The sequence below is a fragment of the Paenibacillus sp. MMO-177 genome, assembly GCF_037147795.1.
Classification (GTDB): Bacteria; Bacillota; Bacilli; order Paenibacillales; family Paenibacillaceae; genus Pristimantibacillus.
This window is the reverse complement of the sequence record NZ_JBBCUR010000001.1, coordinates 856,763-879,346: the sequence shown is the minus strand read 5'-3', so window position 1 is coordinate 879,346 and position 22,584 is coordinate 856,763. Positions and strand designations below refer to the sequence as shown.

The 22,584-nt window shown below is 51.9% G+C and carries 13 protein-coding genes; 9 read left to right on the top strand and 4 right to left on the bottom strand.

The window, feature by feature from the left end:
* Positions 1–143: 143 nt before the first annotated feature.
* Positions 144–3,797, top strand: a complete 3,654-nt coding sequence (locus WFK81_RS03895) for a GH32 C-terminal domain-containing protein (RefSeq protein WP_336785481.1) — start codon at positions 144–146, stop codon at positions 3,795–3,797.
* Positions 3,798–3,958: 161 nt separating this feature from the next.
* On the opposite strand, the gene WFK81_RS03890 is transcribed toward WFK81_RS03895, so the two are convergent.
* Complete coding sequence (locus tag WFK81_RS03890; RefSeq protein ID WP_336785119.1) at positions 3,959–4,762, bottom strand: phytanoyl-CoA dioxygenase family protein; 804 nt, start codon at positions 4,760–4,762, stop codon at positions 3,959–3,961.
* Between the two features lie 173 nt (positions 4,763–4,935).
* Here WFK81_RS03890 and WFK81_RS03885 point away from each other — a divergent pair, with 173 nt between their 5' ends.
* A complete protein-coding gene (locus tag WFK81_RS03885) occupies positions 4,936–5,730 on the top strand; it encodes a helix-turn-helix domain-containing protein (RefSeq protein WP_336785118.1) in 795 nt (264 codons plus the stop codon).
* Here WFK81_RS03885 and WFK81_RS03880 read toward each other — a convergent pair.
* Complete coding sequence (locus WFK81_RS03880; RefSeq protein ID WP_336785117.1) at positions 5,714–6,355, bottom strand: helix-turn-helix transcriptional regulator; 642 nt, start codon at positions 6,353–6,355, stop codon at positions 5,714–5,716. The genes WFK81_RS03885 and WFK81_RS03880 overlap by 17 nt on opposite strands.
* Before the next feature lie 282 nt (positions 6,356–6,637).
* On the opposite strand from WFK81_RS03880, the gene WFK81_RS03875 reads away from it, so the two are divergent.
* Entirely contained in the window at positions 6,638–6,937 is a 300-nt protein-coding gene (locus WFK81_RS03875) for a DUF6171 family protein (RefSeq protein WP_336785116.1), read from the top strand.
* A gap of 147 nt (positions 6,938–7,084) precedes the next feature.
* The gene (locus WFK81_RS03870; protein WP_336785115.1) at positions 7,085–8,563 is read left to right on the top strand and encodes an alpha-N-arabinofuranosidase; all 1,479 of its coding nucleotides are present in this window, start codon (positions 7,085–7,087) and stop codon (positions 8,561–8,563) included.
* Positions 8,564–9,606: 1,043 nt separating this feature from the next.
* On the opposite strand, the gene WFK81_RS03865 is transcribed toward WFK81_RS03870, so the two are convergent.
* Both WFK81_RS03865 and WFK81_RS03860 read right to left on the bottom strand, forming a co-directional pair.
* Positions 9,607–10,764 (bottom strand): Gfo/Idh/MocA family protein, encoded by a 1,158-nt coding sequence (locus WFK81_RS03865; RefSeq protein ID WP_336785114.1) that lies wholly within the window; start codon positions 10,762–10,764, stop codon positions 9,607–9,609.
* Between the two features lie 14 nt (positions 10,765–10,778).
* Positions 10,779–11,852 (bottom strand): Gfo/Idh/MocA family protein, encoded by a 1,074-nt coding sequence (locus WFK81_RS03860; RefSeq protein ID WP_336785113.1) that lies wholly within the window; start codon positions 11,850–11,852, stop codon positions 10,779–10,781.
* Positions 11,853–11,973: 121 nt separating this feature from the next.
* Between WFK81_RS03860 and WFK81_RS03855 the strand changes: the two genes are divergently transcribed.
* The 5 genes from WFK81_RS03855 (at position 11,974) to WFK81_RS03835 (ending at position 22,263) form a co-directional block, all read left to right on the top strand.
* Positions 11,974–12,813 (top strand): AraC family transcriptional regulator, encoded by an 840-nt coding sequence (locus WFK81_RS03855; RefSeq protein WP_336785112.1) that lies wholly within the window; start codon positions 11,974–11,976, stop codon positions 12,811–12,813.
* 13 nt (positions 12,814–12,826) lie between these two features.
* A complete protein-coding gene (locus WFK81_RS03850) occupies positions 12,827–13,393 on the top strand; it encodes a GNAT family N-acetyltransferase (RefSeq protein ID WP_336785111.1) in 567 nt (188 codons plus the stop codon).
* Between the two features lie 140 nt (positions 13,394–13,533).
* On the top strand, positions 13,534–15,015 hold the full coding sequence (locus tag WFK81_RS03845) for an FTR1 family iron permease (RefSeq protein WP_336785110.1): 1,482 nt from the start codon (positions 13,534–13,536) through the stop codon (positions 15,013–15,015).
* A 15-nt stretch (positions 15,016–15,030) separates the two neighbouring features.
* Complete coding sequence (locus WFK81_RS03840) at positions 15,031–15,396, top strand: hypothetical protein (RefSeq protein WP_336785109.1); 366 nt, start codon at positions 15,031–15,033, stop codon at positions 15,394–15,396.
* 402 nt (positions 15,397–15,798) lie between these two features.
* Complete coding sequence (locus tag WFK81_RS03835; protein WP_336785108.1) at positions 15,799–22,263, top strand: alpha-amylase family glycosyl hydrolase; 6,465 nt, start codon at positions 15,799–15,801, stop codon at positions 22,261–22,263.
* Positions 22,264–22,584: the final 321 nt, after the last annotated feature.

The following is a 22,584-nucleotide window of genomic DNA, read 5'->3' as shown; positions in this document are numbered from 1 at the left end:
TCATTCCGTAGAAAAGAGGGAGATGCAGCTTGAAACCGGCAACGAATGTATTGAGGTTATTTTTGTCAGCCGCAATCTTTACCGCTTCGATTGGAATTTCTGTTGCCGCTCCGCAAACAGGTTCTGCAGCAGATCTTGTACAGATGAAAGCAAACGCGAGCCTGTCCGGTTGGCGGGTCACAGGAAAAGGAACGCTGGAGGAAACCGGGCAGGGCATGCTGATCACCTCCGAGCCGAGTGACAACGCGATTGTGATGTCCGAGACCAGATCGGACGATTTCATTTATGAAGCGGATATCCAAATCAAGGACGTGAAGGCCGACGCATCACTGGTCTTCCGTTCGAATGAAGACGGCTGGTCTTCTTATATGCTGCAAATTGTACCCAATGCCGGTCTTCTCCGGCTGAAGGATGCCCGCGGGGGCGACGGCAAGCTGTTTCAGGAACGGCGGGTCACTTTAAAAGAAGGAGAAATCTATCATCTGAAGGTGAAGGCCGAAGGCGACAATCTGAAAGTGTACTGGGGAAGCCAATATAAACCGATTATCGACGTGAATGACAGCGCGTACCGTACAGGCTATCTTGGTCTTCATGTTTGGGACGGATCGGCTTTGTTCCAAAACATCCAAGTCAGCAGACTGAACGGCAATTTGGGGCAGACGATCGCACGTCAAGGCACATGGCAGCCAGACCTAAAAGGGGATAAAGGTATTGTGAGCGGCCAGAGCAGAGCGGTGAAAATCTATGAAAAACTGGAAGCGGATTTTGTTTATGAAGGAAATATCGCTCTTGGCAATACGGGCGCAGAAGCCGCGCTTGCTTTCCGGACAAACGCTGACGGGTCGCAAGGTTATGAGGCACTGCTGAAGAAAGAGGGGGATCAAGTCCGCGTACGGCTGCAAAAATCGGATGGCACGATTATACGGGATGCGGTTCAAGCCTATCCAAGCCAGCCGGCGTCCGTTCACCATCTGGAAGTGAATACGGCAGGCAAACGGATTCGGGTCTTCATAGACGGCTATACGCCTGCGGCGATCGACGTCATGGACAGCAGTTTTGTAAGCGGTTACGTGGGGTATGCGGTGGGGCAGGGGACTGCAAGCTTCCAGAATACTTATGTAACGGCTGCATCGGACTACTACACGGAAAAATATCGCCCGCAATATCATTATTCGCCGATCCGGGGATCAGCAAGCGATCCGAATGGGCTTGTCTTTTTTGACGGCGAATATCATTTGTTCCATCAAGATGGCGGGACTTGGGCGCATGCGGTCAGTACGGATCTTGTTCATTGGAAGCAGTTGCCGATTGCACTGCCATGGAACGATCTTGGCCATAAATGGTCCGGCTCGGCGGTTGCGGATATGAACAACGCTTCCGGTTTGTTCGGCGAATCCGGGGGAAAAGGCTTGATCGCCTATTACACGTCCTACAATCCGGACGCTTGGAACGGCAACCAGCGGATCGGCATTGCCTATAGCGCCGATAAAGGCCGTACGTGGCAATATGGGCCGATCGTCATCGAAAACCCGGGCAAAAATGGCGATGATCCGGGAGGCTGGGATTTCCGCGACCCGAAGGTGGTTTGGGATAATGATCACAATCGCTGGGTTATGGTCGTATCCGGCGGCGATCACGTCCGGATCTTTACATCGACGAATTTGATCGATTGGACACTGACGGATTTATTCGGTTATGGCAATTACGTGCGCGGAGGGGTGTGGGAATGCCCGGATTTATTCCAGCTTCCCGTTGACGGCAGCGGCGAGATGAAATGGGTGCTCATGATCAGCACAGGCGCAAACCCGAAAACGGCCGGATCCGATGCCGAATACTTTATCGGGGAGCTGACTGCGGAAGGAAAGTTTGTGAACGATAATCCGGCAGGCAAAGTACTCAAGACGGATTTCGGCAAAGAGTTTTATGCTTCCATGACGTTTGCGGACATGCCTAATGACCGTAGGGTGATGCTGGCATGGATGACGAATTGGGATTATCCGTTCGCGTTCCCGACTTCCGGTTGGAGCGGGGAGATGACCATTCCGAGAGAGCTTTCGCTCAAACCGACTGAAGAAGGGCTGCGTTTATTTCAGGCTCCCATTAAAGAGCTCTCTGCGCTGCGGAACAATCTTTTTTCAGCTGTGAAAAAAGTCATCGGCCCGGATTCTCAAAACTTGCTGAAAGGCCAGGTATCCGGGGCTTATGAAATCGAAGCTGAATTGGAAATTCCGGCAGGCAGCACTGTAACGGAGTTCGGCTTCAACCTTCGCGAAGGGGGAGGCGGCAAAAAAACGGTTGTCGGCTACAAAACCGGCGACAGCCGCATGTTCGTTGACCGGGCCGCTTCCGGCGTGACGGATTTCTCGCCTCAGTTTACAACCTACCAAGAGGCGCATTTGACACCGGATCATTCTCGGGTGAAAATGAATGTTTTCGTGGATGAATCATCCGTTGAGGTTTTCGGGAACGACGGCCGTGTCGTCTTCTCGGATGTCATACTGCCGGATCCCGCAAGCAGAGCGATGAGCTTCTATGCCAAAGGCGGAGAAGTCAAGGTCGTCTCGATGAAAGTTTACGCATTGGACAATACGTGGAGGGAGCATGCCGATTCGTCCGCAAAAGTCGTGATGGATACCACTTTGAGTGAGCTTAGCGCCGGGCAAACGCAAACGCTGTACGCCGCCGTCGAGAACGATCCCGGCAAAGGCGCGCAGCCGATCGTTTGGAAAAGCAGCAATCCCGGCGTCGTGAAGCTGGAATCGCAGGACAAGTCGAGCGCAACCATTAAAGCGGTAGGGATTGGAGAAGCGTTCATATCAGCCTCCGTACCGAACGGCAAAGCTTCCGCTAGCGTAAAGATCAGCGTAACCGGCGACGAGTTTAAAACGAATTTGTCCGGTTGGCATGCAAATCCTTCGGGGTCCGACTGGGTATTGACCGATGACGGCATCCGCGGGAGCTATTTCACCGATGCCAACTATATGGCCCAAGAGACTGCCGGTAACTTTACGTACGAGGCAGATATGAAGCTCGCCGAGACGGGCGGGGCCGGATCGATCCTGTTCCGGGCAAGTGAAGACGGGCAGAGCGGTTATTATTTTAACCTGGATACGAGCATGAAAGCATTCCGTTTATTTTATAAAGTGGACGGACGCTTTGAGGAACGCCAGGTATTGGCGAGAGTACCATATTTCGTGCAAGCGGGCCTCGCCTACAAGGTAAAGATTATTGCCAGCGGACCGCATATCGAAATTTGCGTAGGCGGGCAGAAAATCATCGACTTGAATGACGGCACATTTGCGGAAGGACATTTCGGGGTTAACGTATTCGGAGGGCGCGCGTCCTATCAGAACGTCCATGTAAGCGATGCAAGCGATGCGAAGCTGGATACGGTGGCGATTATCAATGACGGATTAGGAAAACGGCTGTCGGCTGCCCAGTCGCAGAACGGCGAGGCCGTAACCATTGGTGAAGCGGGTGAAACCGCTTTTCAAAGCTGGGTGCTTGTGCCTACCGGGGATGAGCGAGGCTCCTATTCGATCCGCACAACGGGAGGCAAGGCGCTTGATCTCGACACAGGCCAGAATAAACTTCAGCTCTATACGTATCTGGGCTACGACAATCAACGATGGACCATTGCGAACAATGAAGACGGAACCGTAACAATCTCAAATGTCAACAACGGCAAAGTACTTGGAGTAACAGAGGACGGAACGCAGCTGTTGCTGAATGACCGTCAACCTGATTCGGACAGGCAAAGGTGGAGGCTGCAAGAAGTGACGGCCCTCAATCAATAAGTTACGCGGGTAATATGCTTTTTGTCAGGATTTAGGGGCAGTCGTCTGCACGAAGGTTGGTGCGATCGCAGCGCTGCCTACGCATGAAGAAATGAACCAATACCCGACATAAGGAAAAGGGAGGCAGCGATACGATGATCGCGTGCCTCCCTTTATGGTATTTAGTGATAAGCCGGCGTCTCGATGCCGCATGGGCCTCCGTCCGGATTCGCTTCCAGCGACAGCTCCGTGCCGTCCGCCTTATAGAGCGGATTGTACCAATGCGAGATGGACATCGCGCTGCTGTTCGCGTAGTGGGAAATAAACGCGCGGCGGAAGCGGTCTTTTGTTTTGTTCCGGTAAGAGCCGTGAATCAGGTTGCCGTTAAAGAACAGGATATCGCCAGGCTCCATAATCGCCGCGACGGGCTTTTCTTCTTTTGGCGGCTTGACGTAATGGGTTGTGAACGATTCGTTCGAATCCGATTCTTCCGGGCATACAATTTCATACGTATTTGTCTTCGGAACAAGCAGCATACAGCCGTTTTCTTCGTCGCAGCGGTCGATAGCCGCCCATGCCGCAATACAGTTGCCCGGCTCCACCTTCAGGTAGAAGTTGTCCTGATGCAGCGCTTGACCGCGCGAGCCCGGTGGCTTGTAATAGAACATGCTTTGAGCGGCCAAAGCCTCTTCTCCGTACAGATCGTGCATAATGTCGAGAACAGCCGGATGCAGCATGTAATGCTTGCTCAGATCGTTGTAACGGTGAGGATGCATTACCCGCGGATAGCGGCGAAGCGGATCTTCCTGCTCTCCGTCCAGAACCGGCTCGAAGTAGCCGGGAATTGGGGTAAGGCTGATTTTATCGAACTCGGCCTTAATCTCCTCGATTTCTTCCTTGCTCCATACGCCCTTTACGATGACGTAACCTTCCTTCTCGAACTGCTTCATCTGCTCTTCGGTGAGCACTTTAAGCGACTGGTTCATTTATATTGCCCCTCTCCTTGGTGGTTGCTGCTTCTTGTCTCTAATTGTAGGGGGTTAAGGGGAAAGGTTGAAGTCGCGATTGTGCTCATTAGTGCTTGGATTCTGCTGTTTTGCTGGACGAATGGAGGCTGACGCGTTACCCTTAAGGTAATGAGTTTGAGCGGGGGGGAGCCATGGAGAAGGAATCGAAGAACGGCGTCGTAACAGGGCATTTTTTGGAAAATGATACGTATTGCATGGCGCGTCCGGCAGGCAGGGATGACTGGCTGCTTGTTTATACGCTCGAAGGGCATGGATATTTCCGGACGCCTGCAGGCGAGAAATTATGCAAGGCAGGGGAGCTGGTACTGCTCCGCAAAAGGATTCCTCATACGTATGGTACCGTAAAAGGGGAAACTTGGAACTTCATGTGGGTGCACTTCAACCGGCTGCCGGAGCTTTCCTTGCTGCCGGATGAAGAGGTCCTGCTTTGTCCTTTGCCCTCTAGCGAGCTGCAGCGAAGGGTGCTCCGCACCTTTCGGTCGCTGCTGCACGACTCTAGGGCGCAGGGCGGGTTCTGGGAGGAGCTGTGCGACAATCAGCTAAGTGCCTTAATTCTGCTAATGGCCGGGCAGCTCGCGGACAAGCTGGATTACCGCGTCAGCCAGATCATGAGAATTTTGTCCGCGCAAATGCAGGAGCCGTTATCCATTAACCAGCTGGCGGCACGGGTAGGCTTGTCCGCCTCCCGGCTGTCTCATTTATTCAAGGCGGAGACCGGCCGTTCCATTGTGGATACGCTAAACAATATGCGTCTCGAGCAGGCGGTTCTGCTTATGCTGCAGGCTGGCCGGACGGCCGGGGAAGCAGCCTTTGACGTCGGCTTCCAAAGCTATAATCATTTTGCCGCTTTATTCCGCAGGCGGTATGGCTGCGGTCCGGCCGAGTACAAGCGGAAGGCGGATTCTATGCCTACGCCCGAGCCTTGAATTGGCTTGGCGTCAGGCCGACAAACTTCTTGAATTGCCGCATGAAATGCGTCTCATGCTCGTACCCGCAGCTCGCCGCGATAGCGGATACGGAGAGGGTACTGTTCTTGAGCAGATATTTGGCGAGCTCCAGCCTGCCGTTAATCATATCGGTGACGACGGAGCAGCCGAAAATATCTTTATAGAGATGCTGGAAATAGGACTTGCTCAGGTGCACGCGGTCTGCCAGCTTCTCTACCGTAACATGGCTGTGAGGCGAGTTATACAGCTCGTCCCGCAGCTCCGAAAACTGCCGGATATAACGGCCCGGACGCTCGGGATGCTGGGAAAGCTCATGCAGATTGCTCAGCTTCATCAGAAGCGCCCGGATATCCGTATCCAGAATTTGATCCCTCAAATGGCCGCCCTGCTTCTGCACCCGGTGAAGCTCCATGATGCTTCTCGAGATCAGCATCGGATCAACGGCCGGGACAGGAGTATCGAGCGGAAAATTCAGTTCGGCAAGCAAACCCTTCAGCTCTTCTCCCCGGCAATGAAACCAATCGTTTACGAACGGCAGCTCAAACTGCATATACGAATGCGGCGTATCCGGCTGGAACAGGATAAACGAATCGCTGTCGACCAAGATACGCGAGCCTCTTATAATGACCTCGGATTTCTTTTTGAACAGGACAAATGCATAATCCCCCGAACCATGGGGCCGTATAATCGATATTCCGTGAGGATGGACAAACCGGTAGCCGCAGCTGTTTAATTGAATGATCGTTAGCAGCTCCTTTCTTCAAAAAAGCACGATAGGTCAGTTTTTTCTCATTATAGTGAATTGAAGGCGCTTTCTCAATCCCATACAATCTTTCTTGTAGATCTATTTATATCGTCCTGTTCAAGGGTGGGAGCTGAAGTACGCATGACAATCACAGAATCTGTCAGTAAAAAGGAACGGGACGGCTGCAAGGGCTGCTCGGCCGATGTCAGAGTGACGGACGAGCAGATTCAGCGCTTGATATCCAGGATTAAACCCGATGCCTGCGTATCGGACGAACTGTACGCCAAGCGGCTTGCCGCATGCGAAGGCTGCGCAAGCATGGCTTACGATACGACCTGCATGCATTGCGGCTGCCTCGTACAGGTACGAGCAAAGCTGAAGGATAAAGGATGCCCGCATCCGCAGCAGGCGGTTCGGGCGTTATGGGAAGCAAATTACTAATCTAATGCTTACGAAGTAAGATCATCACGAACAGCCGCTCGGCTGTTTGTGCGACAATTCTTTAAGCTAATGCTTACGAGGCAAGAATCATCACGAACAGCCGCTCGGCTGTTTGTGTGACAATTCTTTTTAGGAGGCTTTTTACAGATGAACAAAGCGGTAGTACATGCAGACTGGTCGATTGGCACGATAAACAAGAACATCTACGGCCATTTCGCCGAGCATCTTGGCAGATGCATTTATGAAGGCTTGTGGGTAGGGGAAGATTCGGAAATTCCGAACACGGACGGCATCCGTAACGACGTTATCGAAGCGTTGCGCAATCTCAAGGTGCCTGTTCTGCGCTGGCCGGGCGGCTGTTTTGCGGACGAATATCACTGGAAAGACGGTATTGGTCCCCGCGAGACGCGAAAGAGAATGGTCAATACGCACTGGGGCGGCGTTGTGGAAAATAACCATTTCGGCACGCACGAGTTCTTCCGTCTATGCGAGCTGATTGGCGCCGAGCCTTATATTTGCGGCAACGTGGGCAGCGGTTCGATTCAGGAAATGTCCGAATGGATGGAATACATGACGTTCGACGGCGATTCCCCGATGGCGAATCTGCGCCGCAAGAACGGCCGGGAAGAGCCTTGGAAGCTGAAATATTTTGGCGTGGGCAACGAGAACTGGGGCTGCGGCGGCGAGATGCTTCCGGAGCATTACGCGGATCTGTACCGCAACTTCCAGACGTATGTCCGCCAATACGGCGATAACAAGCTATACAAAATCGCAGGCGGCGCCAACTCGAGCGATTACCGCTGGACCGACGTGCTGATGAACAAAGCGGAGCGCTTTATGAGCGGTCTGAGCCTGCATCACTACACGGTTCCGGGAGAATGGGCCGACAAAGGCTCCGCTACGGAATTTGACGAGAACGACTGGTTCGTGACCATGAAGAAAGCCGAATATATGGACGAGCTTCTTACCCGCCACAGCACGGTAATGGACCGTTACGACCCGAACAAGCGCGTCGGTTTGATCGTTGACGAGTGGGGCACTTGGTTTAACGTGGAGCCGGGCACCAATCCGGGCTTCCTGTACCAGCAAAACACGATGCGCGATGCGCTTGTTGCGGCAATTAACCTGCATATTTTCCATAAGCATTGCGATCGCGTGCAGATGACCAACATTGCCCAAATGGTTAACGTTCTGCAAGCGGTGGTTCTGACCGAAGGGGACAAAATCGTGCTGACGCCTACGTACCATGTGCTTGAAATGTACAACGTCCATCAGGATGCCGAGGCATTGGCGATTCATGGTCAATTCGGCAAAGTAAATGCCGACGGCAAAGAGCTGAATCAAGTTGGCGTTACCGCGTCCAAGAAGGACGGCGTTATCCATGTCAGCTTGTACAACCTGCATCCGTCCGAGCAATCGGAGATCAGCCTTGAGCTTCGCGGCGCCGAAGGCAGCTTCAACTGCACGGGCAGGCTGCTTGCGGCTGACGCGATTCAAGCGCATAACACCTTCGAGGATCCTTCTAAAGTGAGCGTGAAGCCATTCTATGAAGCGAAGATCGAGAACGGCAAATTGAGCCTCAATCTGCCTGCTGCATCGGTTGTTACGCTTCGTCTGGAGCAATAACCCAATAAAGCCGATAAGCCCTTTTTGCGAGCTTATCGGCTTTATTTTTTGTGGACACAAGAGGGCTGAGGCTTAACGCACCATACGTTGGATTTCCGCCAGTAAATGGGGGCTTTTTTCGGATACTATGGCTTCTACGCTGGATTTCATCCAGTGTATTCCTTTATTGAGGGGTTACTTGGCAGGTAGGTGCGCATTATGGTGCATTAAATCCAACGTAGACTGGAAAGTGAGGCCAAATGCGCAATTACGTTGGATGGGATCCAACGTAGTGGGGAGGTCTCAGTAGCAGTGCCGTGAAAAGCGTTCAAATGGTGGGCTCGCCGAACCTTAAGGTCCCTGAGGGAACTTAAGGCAGAAAAATTAGCCGGCGCAGGTCGAGTTAAGGTCCCTAAGGGGCCTTAATCACCCAGAACAAGCGGCAAACAGCGTTCAAATTCGGCGTCCGCCGAAGCTTAAGGTCCCTGAGGGACCTTAGGGCAGAAAAATTAGCCGGCGCTAGTCGGGTTAAGGTCCCTGAAGGACCTTAACTACTCAGAAAAAGCAGTAAACAGTGTACAAATTCGGCATCCGCTGAAGCTTAAGGTCCCTGAGGGACCTTAAGGTAGAAAAATTAGCCGGCGCTAGTCGGGTTAAGGTCCTGAAGGACCTTAACTACTCAGAAAAAGCAGTTAACAGCGTTCAAATTCGACTTCCGCCGAAGCTTAAGGTCCCTGATGGACCTTAGGGCAATAAAATTAGTTAGCGTAGGTCGAGTTAAGGTCCCTAAGGGGCCTTAATTACCCAGAACAAGCGGCAAACAGCTTGCAAAATCCTCCACTCATGAAATAAGACCCTCACAGGGTCTTATTCTGCAAAAGTAGGGTAATATGAAGTACGATAAGACCCTCACAGGGTCTTTTTCGCCAGCTCGAGTGTCGAAACTGCCCCTTTTCAGGTGCGGGTAGATGAAATAAGACCCCATCAGGGTCTTATCCATAATCAGTAGAGTAATTCGAGAGGAATAAGACCCCCGAAGGGTCTTATTCCCCAACTCTCATCAGTTAGCCTCTTAAATTGCTGCCCGTCGTAATCGCACGGTCCTGGAAGTTCTCGACGGAGGCGCTTTTCTCGTAGAAGTGAGGGACGTTGTCCTGAATGCCTTGGCGAGTAAAGAACGGGTCATCGGTGGCAAGCGGGAAGGTGACCTTTTCCCCTGTGCTGGCTGATTTGTAGATGCCAAGAATCAGCTCCAGCGTCGCGCGGCCGCTATGTCCGTCGATCAGCAACGTTTCCCCGCGCTCAATCGCGGACAACACGTTATCGATCTGCCCGACATGCCCTTCATAGGCAACCTCCGGCAGGTTGTCGTAATAGGCTTGAATCTCGGCGGTAAGTGCCGGATTCGGAGTCGGGAAGCCGTTATCCATCGAGCTGGAAGTAACAAGCTTCCATGGCGCCGAGATCCGTGCCGCTTTGCCTTGGAAAATAAGCTGCTGCTCCTCGCCGTGGTGGACGACGGAGCTCGTAATTTGGCCAAGGCCGCCGCCAGCGAACTTCAGCATCGCAATCGACAAGTCCTCGACTTCCGCATTGTCATGCGAAGTATTGCTCATAAACGCCTGCAGCTCGGTAGGCCGGCCCATCATCCATAGCAGCGCGTCGATATGATGGACGGCATGGTTCAGCGTGCAGCCGCCGCCTTCCTTCTCCCAAGTTCCGCGCCACCACAGGTCATAATAACAATGACCGCGCCACCAGAAGGAATCAACCTGCGAATGGACAACCGGGCCAATCAGCCCGCTGTCCAGCACGGACTTCAACTTCATCATCGGCGTACGGAAGCGGTTCTGGGCTACAATCGACAGCAGCTTGCCGCTTTCCTCCGCGGCCCGGTTCATCGCATCGCATTCTTCGAGCGAGGAGGCCATCGGTTTTTCGACGAGAACATGCTTGCCTGCCTTCAGGAAGTCAACGGCAATCTCCGCATGCGTATAAGGGGGAGTGCAGACGGAGACCAGATCGATATCCTGCCCCAGGAGCTCTTTGTAATCGCTGTACGCTTTAGCTTCCGTAAGTCCACACTGGGCAATACGGCTCTCGGCTTTGTCTGCGTAAATATCCGTAACCGCAACAATCCTGCATCTGTCCGAAAATCTCTGATAGGCATCGATATGGGCTCTACTGATAGCTCCGGATCCAATAATCGCTACTTTAAGCATCGTGAAATCCTCTCCTATTCCATTCGAACCGCAAGATTTTGGGCTAATACGCTAAGCTCGGCAACCTTGAAAGCATGCTCTTGAGTCATGGCATTTTCCGTACGGTGGATGCAGTCGAGAATAAGCTGACCGAAGAACGGATAGCCGACTTGGCCTCTTACCGAAAAATGAAACTCGCCCTCGTGGTTAGCCATATACACCTGATCGCCTTCGGGACTCTTGGCAAGATCCACATATTTTCGGACCTCGATGTAACCGTCCGTGCCAAGAATAAGCGTCCGGCCGTCGCCCCAAGTGCTCAGCCCGTTAGGAGTCAGCCAGTCCACCCGGAAATACGCCGCCGCACCGTTATCGCCCGTCAGCATGACATCGCCGTAATCTTCAAGCTCCGGATAGTCTTTATGATGGTAGTTGGCAATTCGGGACTGTACGACCTGCGCATCCTTGGCTCCCGTATACGACAGGAACTGCTCGATTTGATGGCTGCCGATATCGCATATAATGCCGCCGTATTTCTCCCGTTCGAAGAACCATTCCGGTCTGGATTTCGCATTCGTCCGATGCGGTCCCCAGCCCATAACCTGGACAACCCGTCCGATCGCTCCTTGCTCGATCAGTTGGCCGGCGAATAAAGCTCCTTCGTTATGGAGTCTTTCGCCGTAATAAACCATGTATTTGCGTCCGGTCTCCGAGGAAACCCGCTTGGCGTCTTCCAACTGCTCCAGCGTTGTGAGCGGGGCTTTGTCCGTAAAATAATCCTTGCCCGCCCGCATCACCCGAAGGCCAAGCGCGCAGCGTTCCGAAGTAATAGCCGCGGAAGCGACTAGCTGAATGCGGTGATCGGCAAAAATCTCTTCCTCTGAAGCAGCAACCTTTACCTGAGGGTAGGTTTTAACGAACCGGGCCACCTTGTCCGGATCCGGATCGTATACGTACACAAGCTCGCCGCCTGCTTCGATCAATCCGTTGCACATGCCGTAGACATGACCGTGATCTAGCGCGATTGCCGCAAATTGGAACTCCCCGGGCGTTACGACCGGATTTGGTTTGCCTTGCGGCGCATAATTCATGCCATCTGATTTATTCAAGCGAGAAACACTCCTTTAGTGGAATTGCTTCTAGAATATATGGAAAAAGACATCCTTTGTCATTCGATTTTGCGGTAAAATGTTTATATCTTGCAGTTATCTTGAAAGGGCGGGAGAACGGATGGTACAGACAAAAAGATGGTTCGAATACGAGTACCGCAGAACGACGAGGGACTATTTCCGCGAGGTGTTTCATGCCCATTCCCAGATGGAGCTTACGTATGTGCACGAGGGCCGGGGACTGCTCATTATCGACGGGCAATCGTATTCGATTGAGCCCAATACGCTGCTTGTATTCCCGCCGTTCCAGATGCACCGGATTCAGATTCAGGTGACGGAGACGGAGCCTTTTATCCGCAGCGTGCTGCTGTTCGAGCCGGCTGTGCTGCATGGGTATTTGAATGATTTTCCGAGTCTAAAAAGCTTCTTCCAGCGTTTAATGCTGCAGCAGGCGAATGTGCATCCGGTGAACGCCATGCCGGAGAGCGAGCCGTTTGTAGCTTTGCTCAGGCAGTTTAGTCTAACGATGGGCGGCAAGAAAGAAGTGGATTTCGAGGAAAACATGGGCGTCTTTCTGCTCAGCCTTGTACACCAGCTGAAGCAAAGCCCGGACGGCGAATCGACTTATCTGAAGAAGCATAATCTTCATGTGGAAGAGATTATCGGTTGGATCGAGAAGCATTATATGGAGCCGTTCCGGCTGGAAGACCTGGCTGGCGAGCTTCATTTGTCGCCTTATCATGTGGCTCACCTGTTCAAGGAGTCGACCGGCACAACGATTGTGGCCTATACCCAGGCGACGCGGATCCGTCATGCCTGCTCGCTGCTTCGCAAGACAACCTTGCCTTTATCGGAAATCGGCTACCGGGTAGGGATTGCGAATCCTTCGTATTTCAGTAAAATTTTCCGCCAGATCATGGGCGTGGCACCGCTGACGTATAGGCAGCATCTGATCAAATAACGAGGTGAAAACGATGATTCTATTTTCAAGGAAAGAAATTAGTCTTCGTACGTTAGAATCTGAAGATGCGGGGCTGCTGGTCCGCTGGCTTAATGATCCCGCTGTGCTGGAGTTTTACGAGGGCAGAGACAGGCCGCAGGATGCGGCATTGGTTCAGAAGCATTTTTACGAGGACCGGGAAGAGATTATTCCTTGCATTATTCAATATAACGGTGCCGACATCGGCTATCTGCAATTCTATGAGATTCAGGAAGAGGAAAGGGAGATTTACGGACTTTCGGATGAAGCGGACAGCCTCTACGGGATGGATCAGTTTATTGGCGAGCCTCGTTATTGGAACAAGGGAATAGGCTCGGAGCTGATTAAGGAAACGGTTCAATATTTGATCAAGGAGCGGGGAGCGCGGAAGATTGTCATGGACCCGCAGGCCTGGAATACAAGAGCATTAAGAGTATATGAGAAGAGCGGCTTCAAGAAGGTAAAGCTGCTGGAGAAGCATGAATGGCATGAGGGAGAATACCGGGACTGTTGGCTGATCGTATATGACCCGGGGGATGCGCTATCAAATGACCTTTTATGACCACATAGCTCTGCGGGGTAATTTAATTATTTTCCATTTCCGAGATTGAGAATCATTATTGACATCTACCCTCTAAGTACGTAATATTGAATGTGGAAAGTTTATTGATAACGTTTCTCATTTGATATCGGGGTGGATGAATGAAGTTTAAATTAACGGTTCTCATTTTCTTTTGTATGCTTCTATTGCCATCCGGCGTATTCGCAGATCAAGCATCTGATGCATTAACGGACGCTAATAATCATGTTGTAAAGGCTGCAGAATCGGCCAAGCAAAATGATTTTGTTCGTGCCAAGCAGCAATATGACCAATTTAACAAAGGCTGGTACGACTTTGAACAGGATATTAAATCCAAGTCCAAGGGCGCGTATCGCAGCATTGAAGAAACAATGGGTGAAGTTCAATATGCCTTTGCCAAGAAACCAATTTCTAAAGATAAGGTTGTTCAAAGCCTTAATAAACTAATAAGCATTAATCAAAAAGTTATATCTGGGGATTTGTCTTCCTTTACAGAGCCTGCCTCTTCCGGAAACGCAACGATTGAAGATATCCTCCAACTGCTCGACCAAGCGAATGCGGCGCTAGCCCAAAATGATGTGGAGACGGCGAAAGCCAAGATCGAGGCGTTTCGCAATTCATGGCTGGATGTCGAAGGTATCGTTCTCACGCAGTCCTCTAAAATTTATGGGGATGCGGAACGAGATATGGTATCCTCGTACGCCTTGCTTACTTCCAATCCTCCCCAAATCGCGAAGTCCGCACAGACATTAAAGGACATGCGCGAATATCTGGCGCCGCTGGCCAATAAAACCGGCTACGGGATGATTGATGTCATCACGATCCTGCTACGCGAAGGACTTGAGGCACTCCTGGTTATCGTCGCTCTCCTTGGATTCTTGAAGAAATCAGGCCATGGAGAGAAAAAGAACTGGATTTGGTATGGTCTAGGGGCGGGAGCGCTGGTTAGCGTTATTCTAGGCATCGTTGTCCAGCAATTGTTCGCTAAGGGTACATTCGGCAATAACAACTTTTTGATCGCTGGCTGTACCGGACTATTTGCCGCGGTCATGCTGATTTATATGAGCTATTGGCTGCACAGCAAATCAAGCCTTTCCAACTGGAGAGCTTATATTAATGGCAAAAGCACCAAGGCGCTTGCTTCCGGAAGCCTATGGTCGCTTGCCATTCTCTCCTTCCTTGCTGTCTTTCGAGAGGGAACGGAAACGGTGCTCTTCTTTATCGGTATGGCTTCCTCCATTAGCCTGATCAGTTTATTATCGGGTATTGCAATCGGGCTATTGATTTTGATAATTGTTGCCTTCTTGATCATAAAAGTTGGCGTGAAGATTCCGATGAGACCTTTTTTCCTCATCTCCAGCATTCTAGTATTTTACTTATGCTTCAAGTTTCTTGGCATGGGAATTCACGGACTGCAATTAGCAGGCGTATTGAAAGCTACGCACTCCGACAGTCTCCCGGTGGCCGATGTATTTGGCCTGTATCCAACTTGGGAAAATATCATTCCGCAAGGTATCCTTCTGCTGGCTGCAATCCTTGTCGTTGTCTATAAACGAGTAAAAGAGTTAAAGATTGAGCAGCAGACAAATATAAATCATATTTAATCGGGGGTTATTCATTTGAAAACATTAAAAGGGTTAACCGTACTAGTAAGTTTGGTTCTTGTTCTTGCAGCATGTTCGTCGAATTCGTCGAATTCGAGTTCTACCGCAGACGGCGCAAAGAAAATGCAGGATACTTTAACGGAGATGCAGAAGAACGTGGATGCGAACGATGCCGCAAAAGCAGCAAAGAACGCAGAAGAGCTTGAGTCGAATTGGGAGAAGTTTGAAGACGATGTAAAGGCTAATCAAGCCGATGTATACGGCAAAGTTGAAGATCCATTGGGCGCGATTCAATCCGGAGTTAAAGAAACTCCGCTGGACCAAGCCGTTCTTAAAGAACAAATCGCCAAATTAAACGACGCCCTGAAAGAAATTAAATAATCAAAAAGGAGCCGGTTCCCGGCTCCTTTTTTTGCGAAGTGGTATTAATAGGAATCGGCGGGAACTCATCATGCCGTCCATACCGCCTATACCTCTTCATTTAAATAGTCCAAAATGCGCAAACGGTTGCTCAAATTTTTGTCCTTTCTGTCGAATGGTAAATTTCTTCTAACATTTCATTGACTGTAAAGCGTTTTCATAATAGGATGAGGGTAATAAACTTTAGCTGATAAATGCCTAATTTAAGGGCAATGCCTTCCGGTTATTACTAAACAAGCCGGAACAACCCCGCTATCTCTTCTAACCCAAGGGATAGCTTTTTTTATCAGCGGAAAGGAGCTTTTTGCGTCTTTTTGTGCAATCGTTTGCTCAATTCAATGTACTAGGGAGGAATACACGCATATGATGAAGCATGTAAGGAGCAGAAAACAGACAAGAGTATGGTCGCTGCTGCTGGCGATCATGATGGTTATTCAGGTGGTGGGGCTGATGCCCAAGCAGGTTCAAGCAAGCGCTGTCAGCGGAACCTATGCGGAGGCTGGCACGATTCATTTCGTTCTTCCGAAATCGTCGGTCATCATTACGGCCAAAGGCGATTTCAACAGCTGGGGCGATCCGGCCGTAACGCTGACCGATGAAGATGGGGACGGTACTTACACGGCGGAAGTAACGGGCGATGCGCCAACCAAGGCTTATGGCTACAAGTTTCTGGTGAATGGCAACTGGCTGGATGATCCGAACCTGAGCGTTACATCGGACGAGAACAGCAAGATTCATTTGAGCTATACGCCGCATTTCAAGGTGGCGGGAAGCTTTGACGCGAATGCTTTTGCCAATCAGCATGAGATGGCGCTTAATGAGGGCAATTATACGTTTGCGGCTAAATCGCTGGCGGACGGGACTTATACCTATAAATTTATTTCGGCGGCTGACGGGCTGCCAAGCATTTGGTTCCTGGATCCTACGAATTCGGATACATCAAACGGAAATAGCAAAGTCCTTGTGGGGCAGCCGCCGGCAAATGCACCGGTTGCGGACGTATTCGCGAACCAGCCGGGAGGCAGCGCCAAATGGGTAGTGGTCGGTTCCTTTCAAGGGTGGAATAACGCTTCGACGGATACGCTTATGAGCCATTTGGTTGGCGAGTTTTACGCTTATTCGACCGTGCTTGACCCCGGCCATTACGAGTTCAAGCTGGTTAGACAAGGAACGTGGGACGGTTATTCGGATAACGGCAATAACTTTGCTTTTGACCTGGCGGCTTCATCCAAGGTGAACTTCTATGTCAATGACGAGCTTGGTAAGGTCCGGATCAGCGTACCGGGAGCAAGCGGCATTCCGCAATACACGCCGGTTCTTGATCCTGCAGAATGGCCGCGGCTTGTTGGCGATATTCAAACTGTCTTTGGCGAGCCGACTTGGGCTCCCGATCAAGCGAAGCAAATGTTTGTCGATTACAATTTCGACGGCTCGGTCTATAAGCTGCAGCGCACGCTGCCGGCAGGCCGTTATGAGATGAAGGTTGTTCAGGGCGATAATTGGTCGGCGAATAATTACGGTACGGGCAATGACAATTTTATTTTGACGACACTGGATCCGTCCGATGTCACGTTCAGCACCGTGCCTGCGGAGCGGACGATCGTGACGAATTACAAGCCGGCCGACAGCCAGTTTGACGGGATGATCAAGCGCGATAAACTTCTGTTTGATTCCCGGTCGGTTACTTACAAGAAGCCGTTTGGCGCGATAAAAGAAGGCGTAGAGGATGTAACGCTACGCATTGCGACGGAAGCGGGCGACGCGCAGGTCGTTCGCGTGGAGCTGAGTAATCCGGAAGGTCTCGCTTCCGCGTTCGACATGCACAAAGCGACTTCTTTTGATAACAAGGATTATTGGGAAGTGACGATCCCCGGCTCGACGTTCAAGGGCATCGGGGTATGGGGCTACAAATTTATTCTGATCGACGGAACGGCGAAGGTGGAATACGGCGACGACGGTTCGCGCGGCGGTACCGGCACAACGGCGGATGAAGGCGTGCTGCCTTATGATCTGACCGTTTACGATAAAGATTTTTCGACGCCGGATTGGATGAAAAATGCCGTTGTGTACCAGATCTTCCCGGACCGGTTCTATGACGGCAACAAAGATAATAACCGGGCGAAGACGGAGGACGGTTACCGCGGTCCCGCAGAAGGGGATGCGGCAACAATCGGAGTGACTCCGAAGGGCGGCTATAAGCTGCAATATTTTGACGGCGGAGTGGCGAACGATCCAACGCCGGGTCAGGTGGAAGGAACATGGTCGACCGTGCCGGAAAATCCGGACCGGATCTCGCCGGAGCAGAAGCCTTACTTCCCGGATGCCAAATCGGACGGCGTATGGACCAACGAGTTCTACGGCGGCGATATCCAAGGAGCTTCGCAGAAGCTGGAGTACCTGAAGTCCATCGGCGTAAACGTCATTTACTTCAACCCGGTTGCCTGGGCAGGCTCGAACCATAAGTACGATGCAACCGACTACGAGCATCTGGATCCGATGTTTGGCGAGCCGGTGTACAATAAGCCTGGCGATCCAAGCTCTGGGCTGGACTACGAAGCGACGAGAGTAGCTTCCGACCGCATTTTCACCGAGTTTGCGAAAAAAGCCCATCAGATGGGAATCATGCTCATTGTTGACGGCGTGTTTAATCATGTCGGGGACGATTCGATTTATTTTGACCGCTATGAGAAATATCCGGAGATTGGAGCTTACGAGTTCTGGGCGAAGGTGTACGACCTAGTGAATGACAAGGGATTGGCGCTGGATGCTGCTAAGCAGAAGGTCATTGACTCCTTTACCACTCAGATCAACCCGGCTACGGGCAAGCATTATTCGTATCCGGAAGATTTTGATTTTACAACCTGGTTTACGGTATCCAATGAAAAGGTAGACGGCCATTACAAGTACGAAGGCTGGTGGGGCTACGATTCCTTGCCTGTTATCGATGCGCCGACGCCTGCGGCGGGCGATACGGAAGGCCTTCCGGGCAACCATGAATGGAATGTTCAAGGTTACCGCGATCTCGTTATCGGCCACAATCTGACGGGCAAGACGGATGAAGAGGCTTCCGCGATGATGCAGGAGGCGAACTCTCAGCGCTGGGGGTGGATGGGGGCAAACGGCTGGCGTCTCGACGTTGCGCCGGATGTATCCGCGGGCACCTGGCAGAAGTTCCGCGAAGCGGTGAAGTCGACGGAGGGCCGCAAGGACAAGAGTGGCGAGACCATTCCGGAGCCGGTTATTCTTGGCGAGGAGTGGGGCGTAGCTACGCGGTTCCTGCTTGGGGACCAGTTCGATTCGGTGATGAACTACCGTTTCCGCGGCGCGCTGCAAAGCTTTATTCTTAGCGGCAACGCCCAGCAGTTTAACGATGCGCTGGAGTCAATCCGCGAGGATTATCCGGCCGAGGCATGGGAAGTGATGCTCAACCTGGTCGACTCCCATGATACGATCCGTTCGATAACGAAATACGATAAACCGGAATGGGAAGAGGAGCATTTGGCGATAGCGCCGGAGGCTTCGGACAAAGCGCTTAAGATGCAGGCGCTGACGGCGATTTTCCAAATGGGTTATCCGGGTGCTCCAACGATTTATTACGGGGATGAGGTTGGTCTTGCGGGTACAAAAGATCCCGACTCCCGCCGTACGTTCCCTTGGGAGCGAGTATCGGAATCCGGAGGAGCGTATACCGGGGTTGGGAAATATGCGTCTTTGTTCGATACGTATCAGAAGGCAGGCACCGTGCGCGACAACAATGAAGTGTTCCGTACAGGGGAGCTTAAGACGGCTTATAATACGGGCGATGTCATTGCTTATGCCAGGAAAACGGGCAGCCAAGGCGGTCTTGTGGTGGTGAACCGAGGCTCCTCGGATGCGTCCATTCAAGCGGATGTGGCAGGCTTCCTGCCGGAAGGACTGACGCTGAAAGACCGGCTTGGCAGCAATGCGGAAGCAGCCGTTGCCGGCGGCAAAGTAACGTTAACGGTAAAAGCGATGAGCGGTCTTATGATGACCTCGACCACTGAGCTGGTTCAGGTTCCGCAGGTAATGAATGTGCATGCGGCTGGCGGCAACGGGCAAGTGGCTTTGACTTGGGATGCGGCAGCCGGCGCTTCCGGCTATAACGTATACCGCGCCGCGATTGAAGGCGGGCAGCTGCAGCTGGTAGGACAGCCGGCAGATGCAAGCTGGACCGATAAGAATGTTGTGAATGGCAAGAAATATTACTACACGGTAACGGCCGTGACGAAAGACGGCGAAAGCCCGCTCAGCGAGTATGGCTCGGCAACGCCATCGTTCCCGGTCAGCAGCGTGGAGGTTACGAAGCAGTCGGAGGAAGTAACGCTTGGCGTTGGCCATAAGACCTCCGACATTGAAGTAACGATTGATATTCCGGGTCTGACGGACGACTCGGCTTATGCCGGCAAAGAAGCGCCAAACGTCATTGGACGCCTTGCGTTCTATAAAGATGGCGCAGGCAAAGCAGCGGCTGAAGATACGAGGCTTCGCTATAAGTCCGATACGGAAGACGGCAGGAAAGTATATTGGGCTGCTTTTGAACCAACGGAAGCGGGAACGTATCATTATTTTGCCAAAATATCCACGGATAACGGCGAGTCGTTTGCCGAATCGGCTGAGGCAGCGGTGTTGGTTAAGGCGGACAGCTCGGATACGGAAGCTCCGAAGGCTCCCGTGCTTGCGGAGATTGCGGTGGAATCCAACCGCGTACTGCTGAACTGGACGGAGGACCCCGAAGAAACAACAGTGGATCATTTCGAGATTTTCCGCAAGACGGCAAACTCGGGATTTGTGAAAATTGCTTCGGCAGCCAAATCAGCGTTGTCCTATGTAGACTTTACGGTCAGCAACGATACAGCTTATACGTACAAAGTAGCAGCCGTAGACAGTGCGTATAACCGGGCATTCTCGGGCGAACAATCGGTAACGCCAAAGCTTGTTATGGTCGACGTGAAGCTCCGCGTTCATTTGCCTAGCTATACGCCGGTTAAGGACGATATTTATTTGGCGGGCGATCTGAACGGCTGGAATTCGGCAGGCAATAAGCTGACCGTTCCAAGCGGCGCCACGACTCGCGATGTGGTCGAATACAGCTTTAAAATGATGGCGGGCAAGTCGATTCAATACAAATATACCCGCGGTACCTGGGCGACGGAGGCATTTACCTCGCATGCCCGCCTGGCGAACGATACCGTGGATGCCGGCAACTACGCGTACTCCTCGACGGATACGAATATGAGGCTGACGATCAAGAACCAGGGCGGAAATACGATGGTCGTTGACGATTACGTCCTGCGCTGGGTGGATATGCCGATGATCTTGACGATGCCGCGTATCTCTTATGGCGAGAATTTCTCGTACGATACCAAGGAAGAGTCGTTTACGCTCCGTGCCAATGTGCCGTATGGCGTGGACTTTACGATCAACGATCAGCCGCTCGCGAATGGGGCAATGGATGCTTACGGCAATGTGTATGTAGCGAATATTCCGCTTCAACCGGGCGAGAATCGCTTTAAGCTTCATATTGAGCCAAGCGCCGAAACGCTGGCGAAGGAATGGTATACGGATAAGGGCCGCGCTTCGCAAGCGACCAAAACGATGGAGCTTGTGATTACAAGAGACGGCAACGGTAACGGAAACGGTGATGGCAGTGGAAGCAGCGGCGGCGGATTGACGCCGGGCAGCTCTTCGGTGACGGTAACCGAACAGCAGCTGAAGGATGCGGTTAAGCAATCCGGCGACAGCAAAGTGACCGTTGCGGTTGATGGGAAGACGGAAGTACTCTTGCCTGCGGGGGCTGCTGAGCTGTTGGGCGGCAAGCCGTTGGAGTTGAAGCAAGGTAGTCTTACGTTGCTCATTCCAAGCGCGATGCTGCAAGAGCTGGTGAAGAAAGCGGTAGGCTCTGCGTCGAGTGCTGCTTCGCATATTGTCCTGCAGCTTAAGCCGCTGGCTGCTGCGGCGGAGCAAGAGTTGCTTAAGAAGGCTGCTGCGGCAAATGGTGCGGAGTTAAACTCGGCTTCTGCGGTAGTTGAATTCCGTCTTGCGCTAGTGGATGGCAATGGCAAGGAAGCGGCCGTATTAAGCAAGTTTGACGAACCGCTGAAGCTGACATTTAAGCTGGATAGCGGTGTAAATAAAAAGCTGACCGGTATTTATTACGTGGCGGATAACGGCAAGCTGGAATATGTCGGAGGAACGTTAAATGCGGACGGTACAATGACGGCATATATTCAGCATTTCTCCAAGTATGCGGCATTGGAGTATGCGAAGACCTTTGGAGATGTTCCGTTGACCCATTGGGCTTGGGAGATGATCAGGGAGCTGGCATCCAAGCATGTGGTAACAGGCGTAACGGCTGACCGGTTTGAACCGGAACGCAGCGTAACCCGTGCTGAATTTGCCGCGCTGCTTGTAAGGGCATTGAATTTGCAGGCGACAAAGCCGGCTGGATTCACGGATGTAGCGGCAAGCAGCTGGTATGCCGATAGCGTTGCAGCAGCGGCTCAAGCTGGCATAATCAAAGGGCGTAACGCGACAACCTTCGCGCCAAACGCAATCATTACGCGCGAAGAGATGGCCGTCATGCTCATGAGAGCGTATGAAGCGAAGAGCGGCAAGAAGCAGGAGGGTAGCACGGCAGGCAATGCTTTCACCGATTCCGCCGCTATCCATGACTGGGCGAAAACGTCCATTGATGCAGCCGTTAAACTGGGCTTCCTTAATGGCAAAGGCAATGGCCAATTCGATCCTCAAGGCAAAACGACCCGCGCCGAAAGCGCGAAGGTGATCTACAAGCTGCTAGGCTTGTAGATGACGGAAAGCTGTCCCATATGGGGCAGCTTTTTTACGTCTGTGTAGCTGCGAGACTATCACATGCCGCCCTTCTTATAAAAGGTGCTGTCGGTCGATTAGCTGGCAAAAAGCCTGTTACGATGAACGAAATAAGAGGAAAAAACCGACTTACAGAGGGGATGAGCTTGGATAGTAGGGTGCGAGGAGCGAAATAAGAGGAATAAACCGACTTGCAGAGGGGATGAGCTGGGATGGTTGGGTGCGAGGAGTGAAATAAGAGGAAAAAACCGACTTGCAGAGGGGATGAGCTGGGATGGTAGGGTGCGAGGAATGAAATAA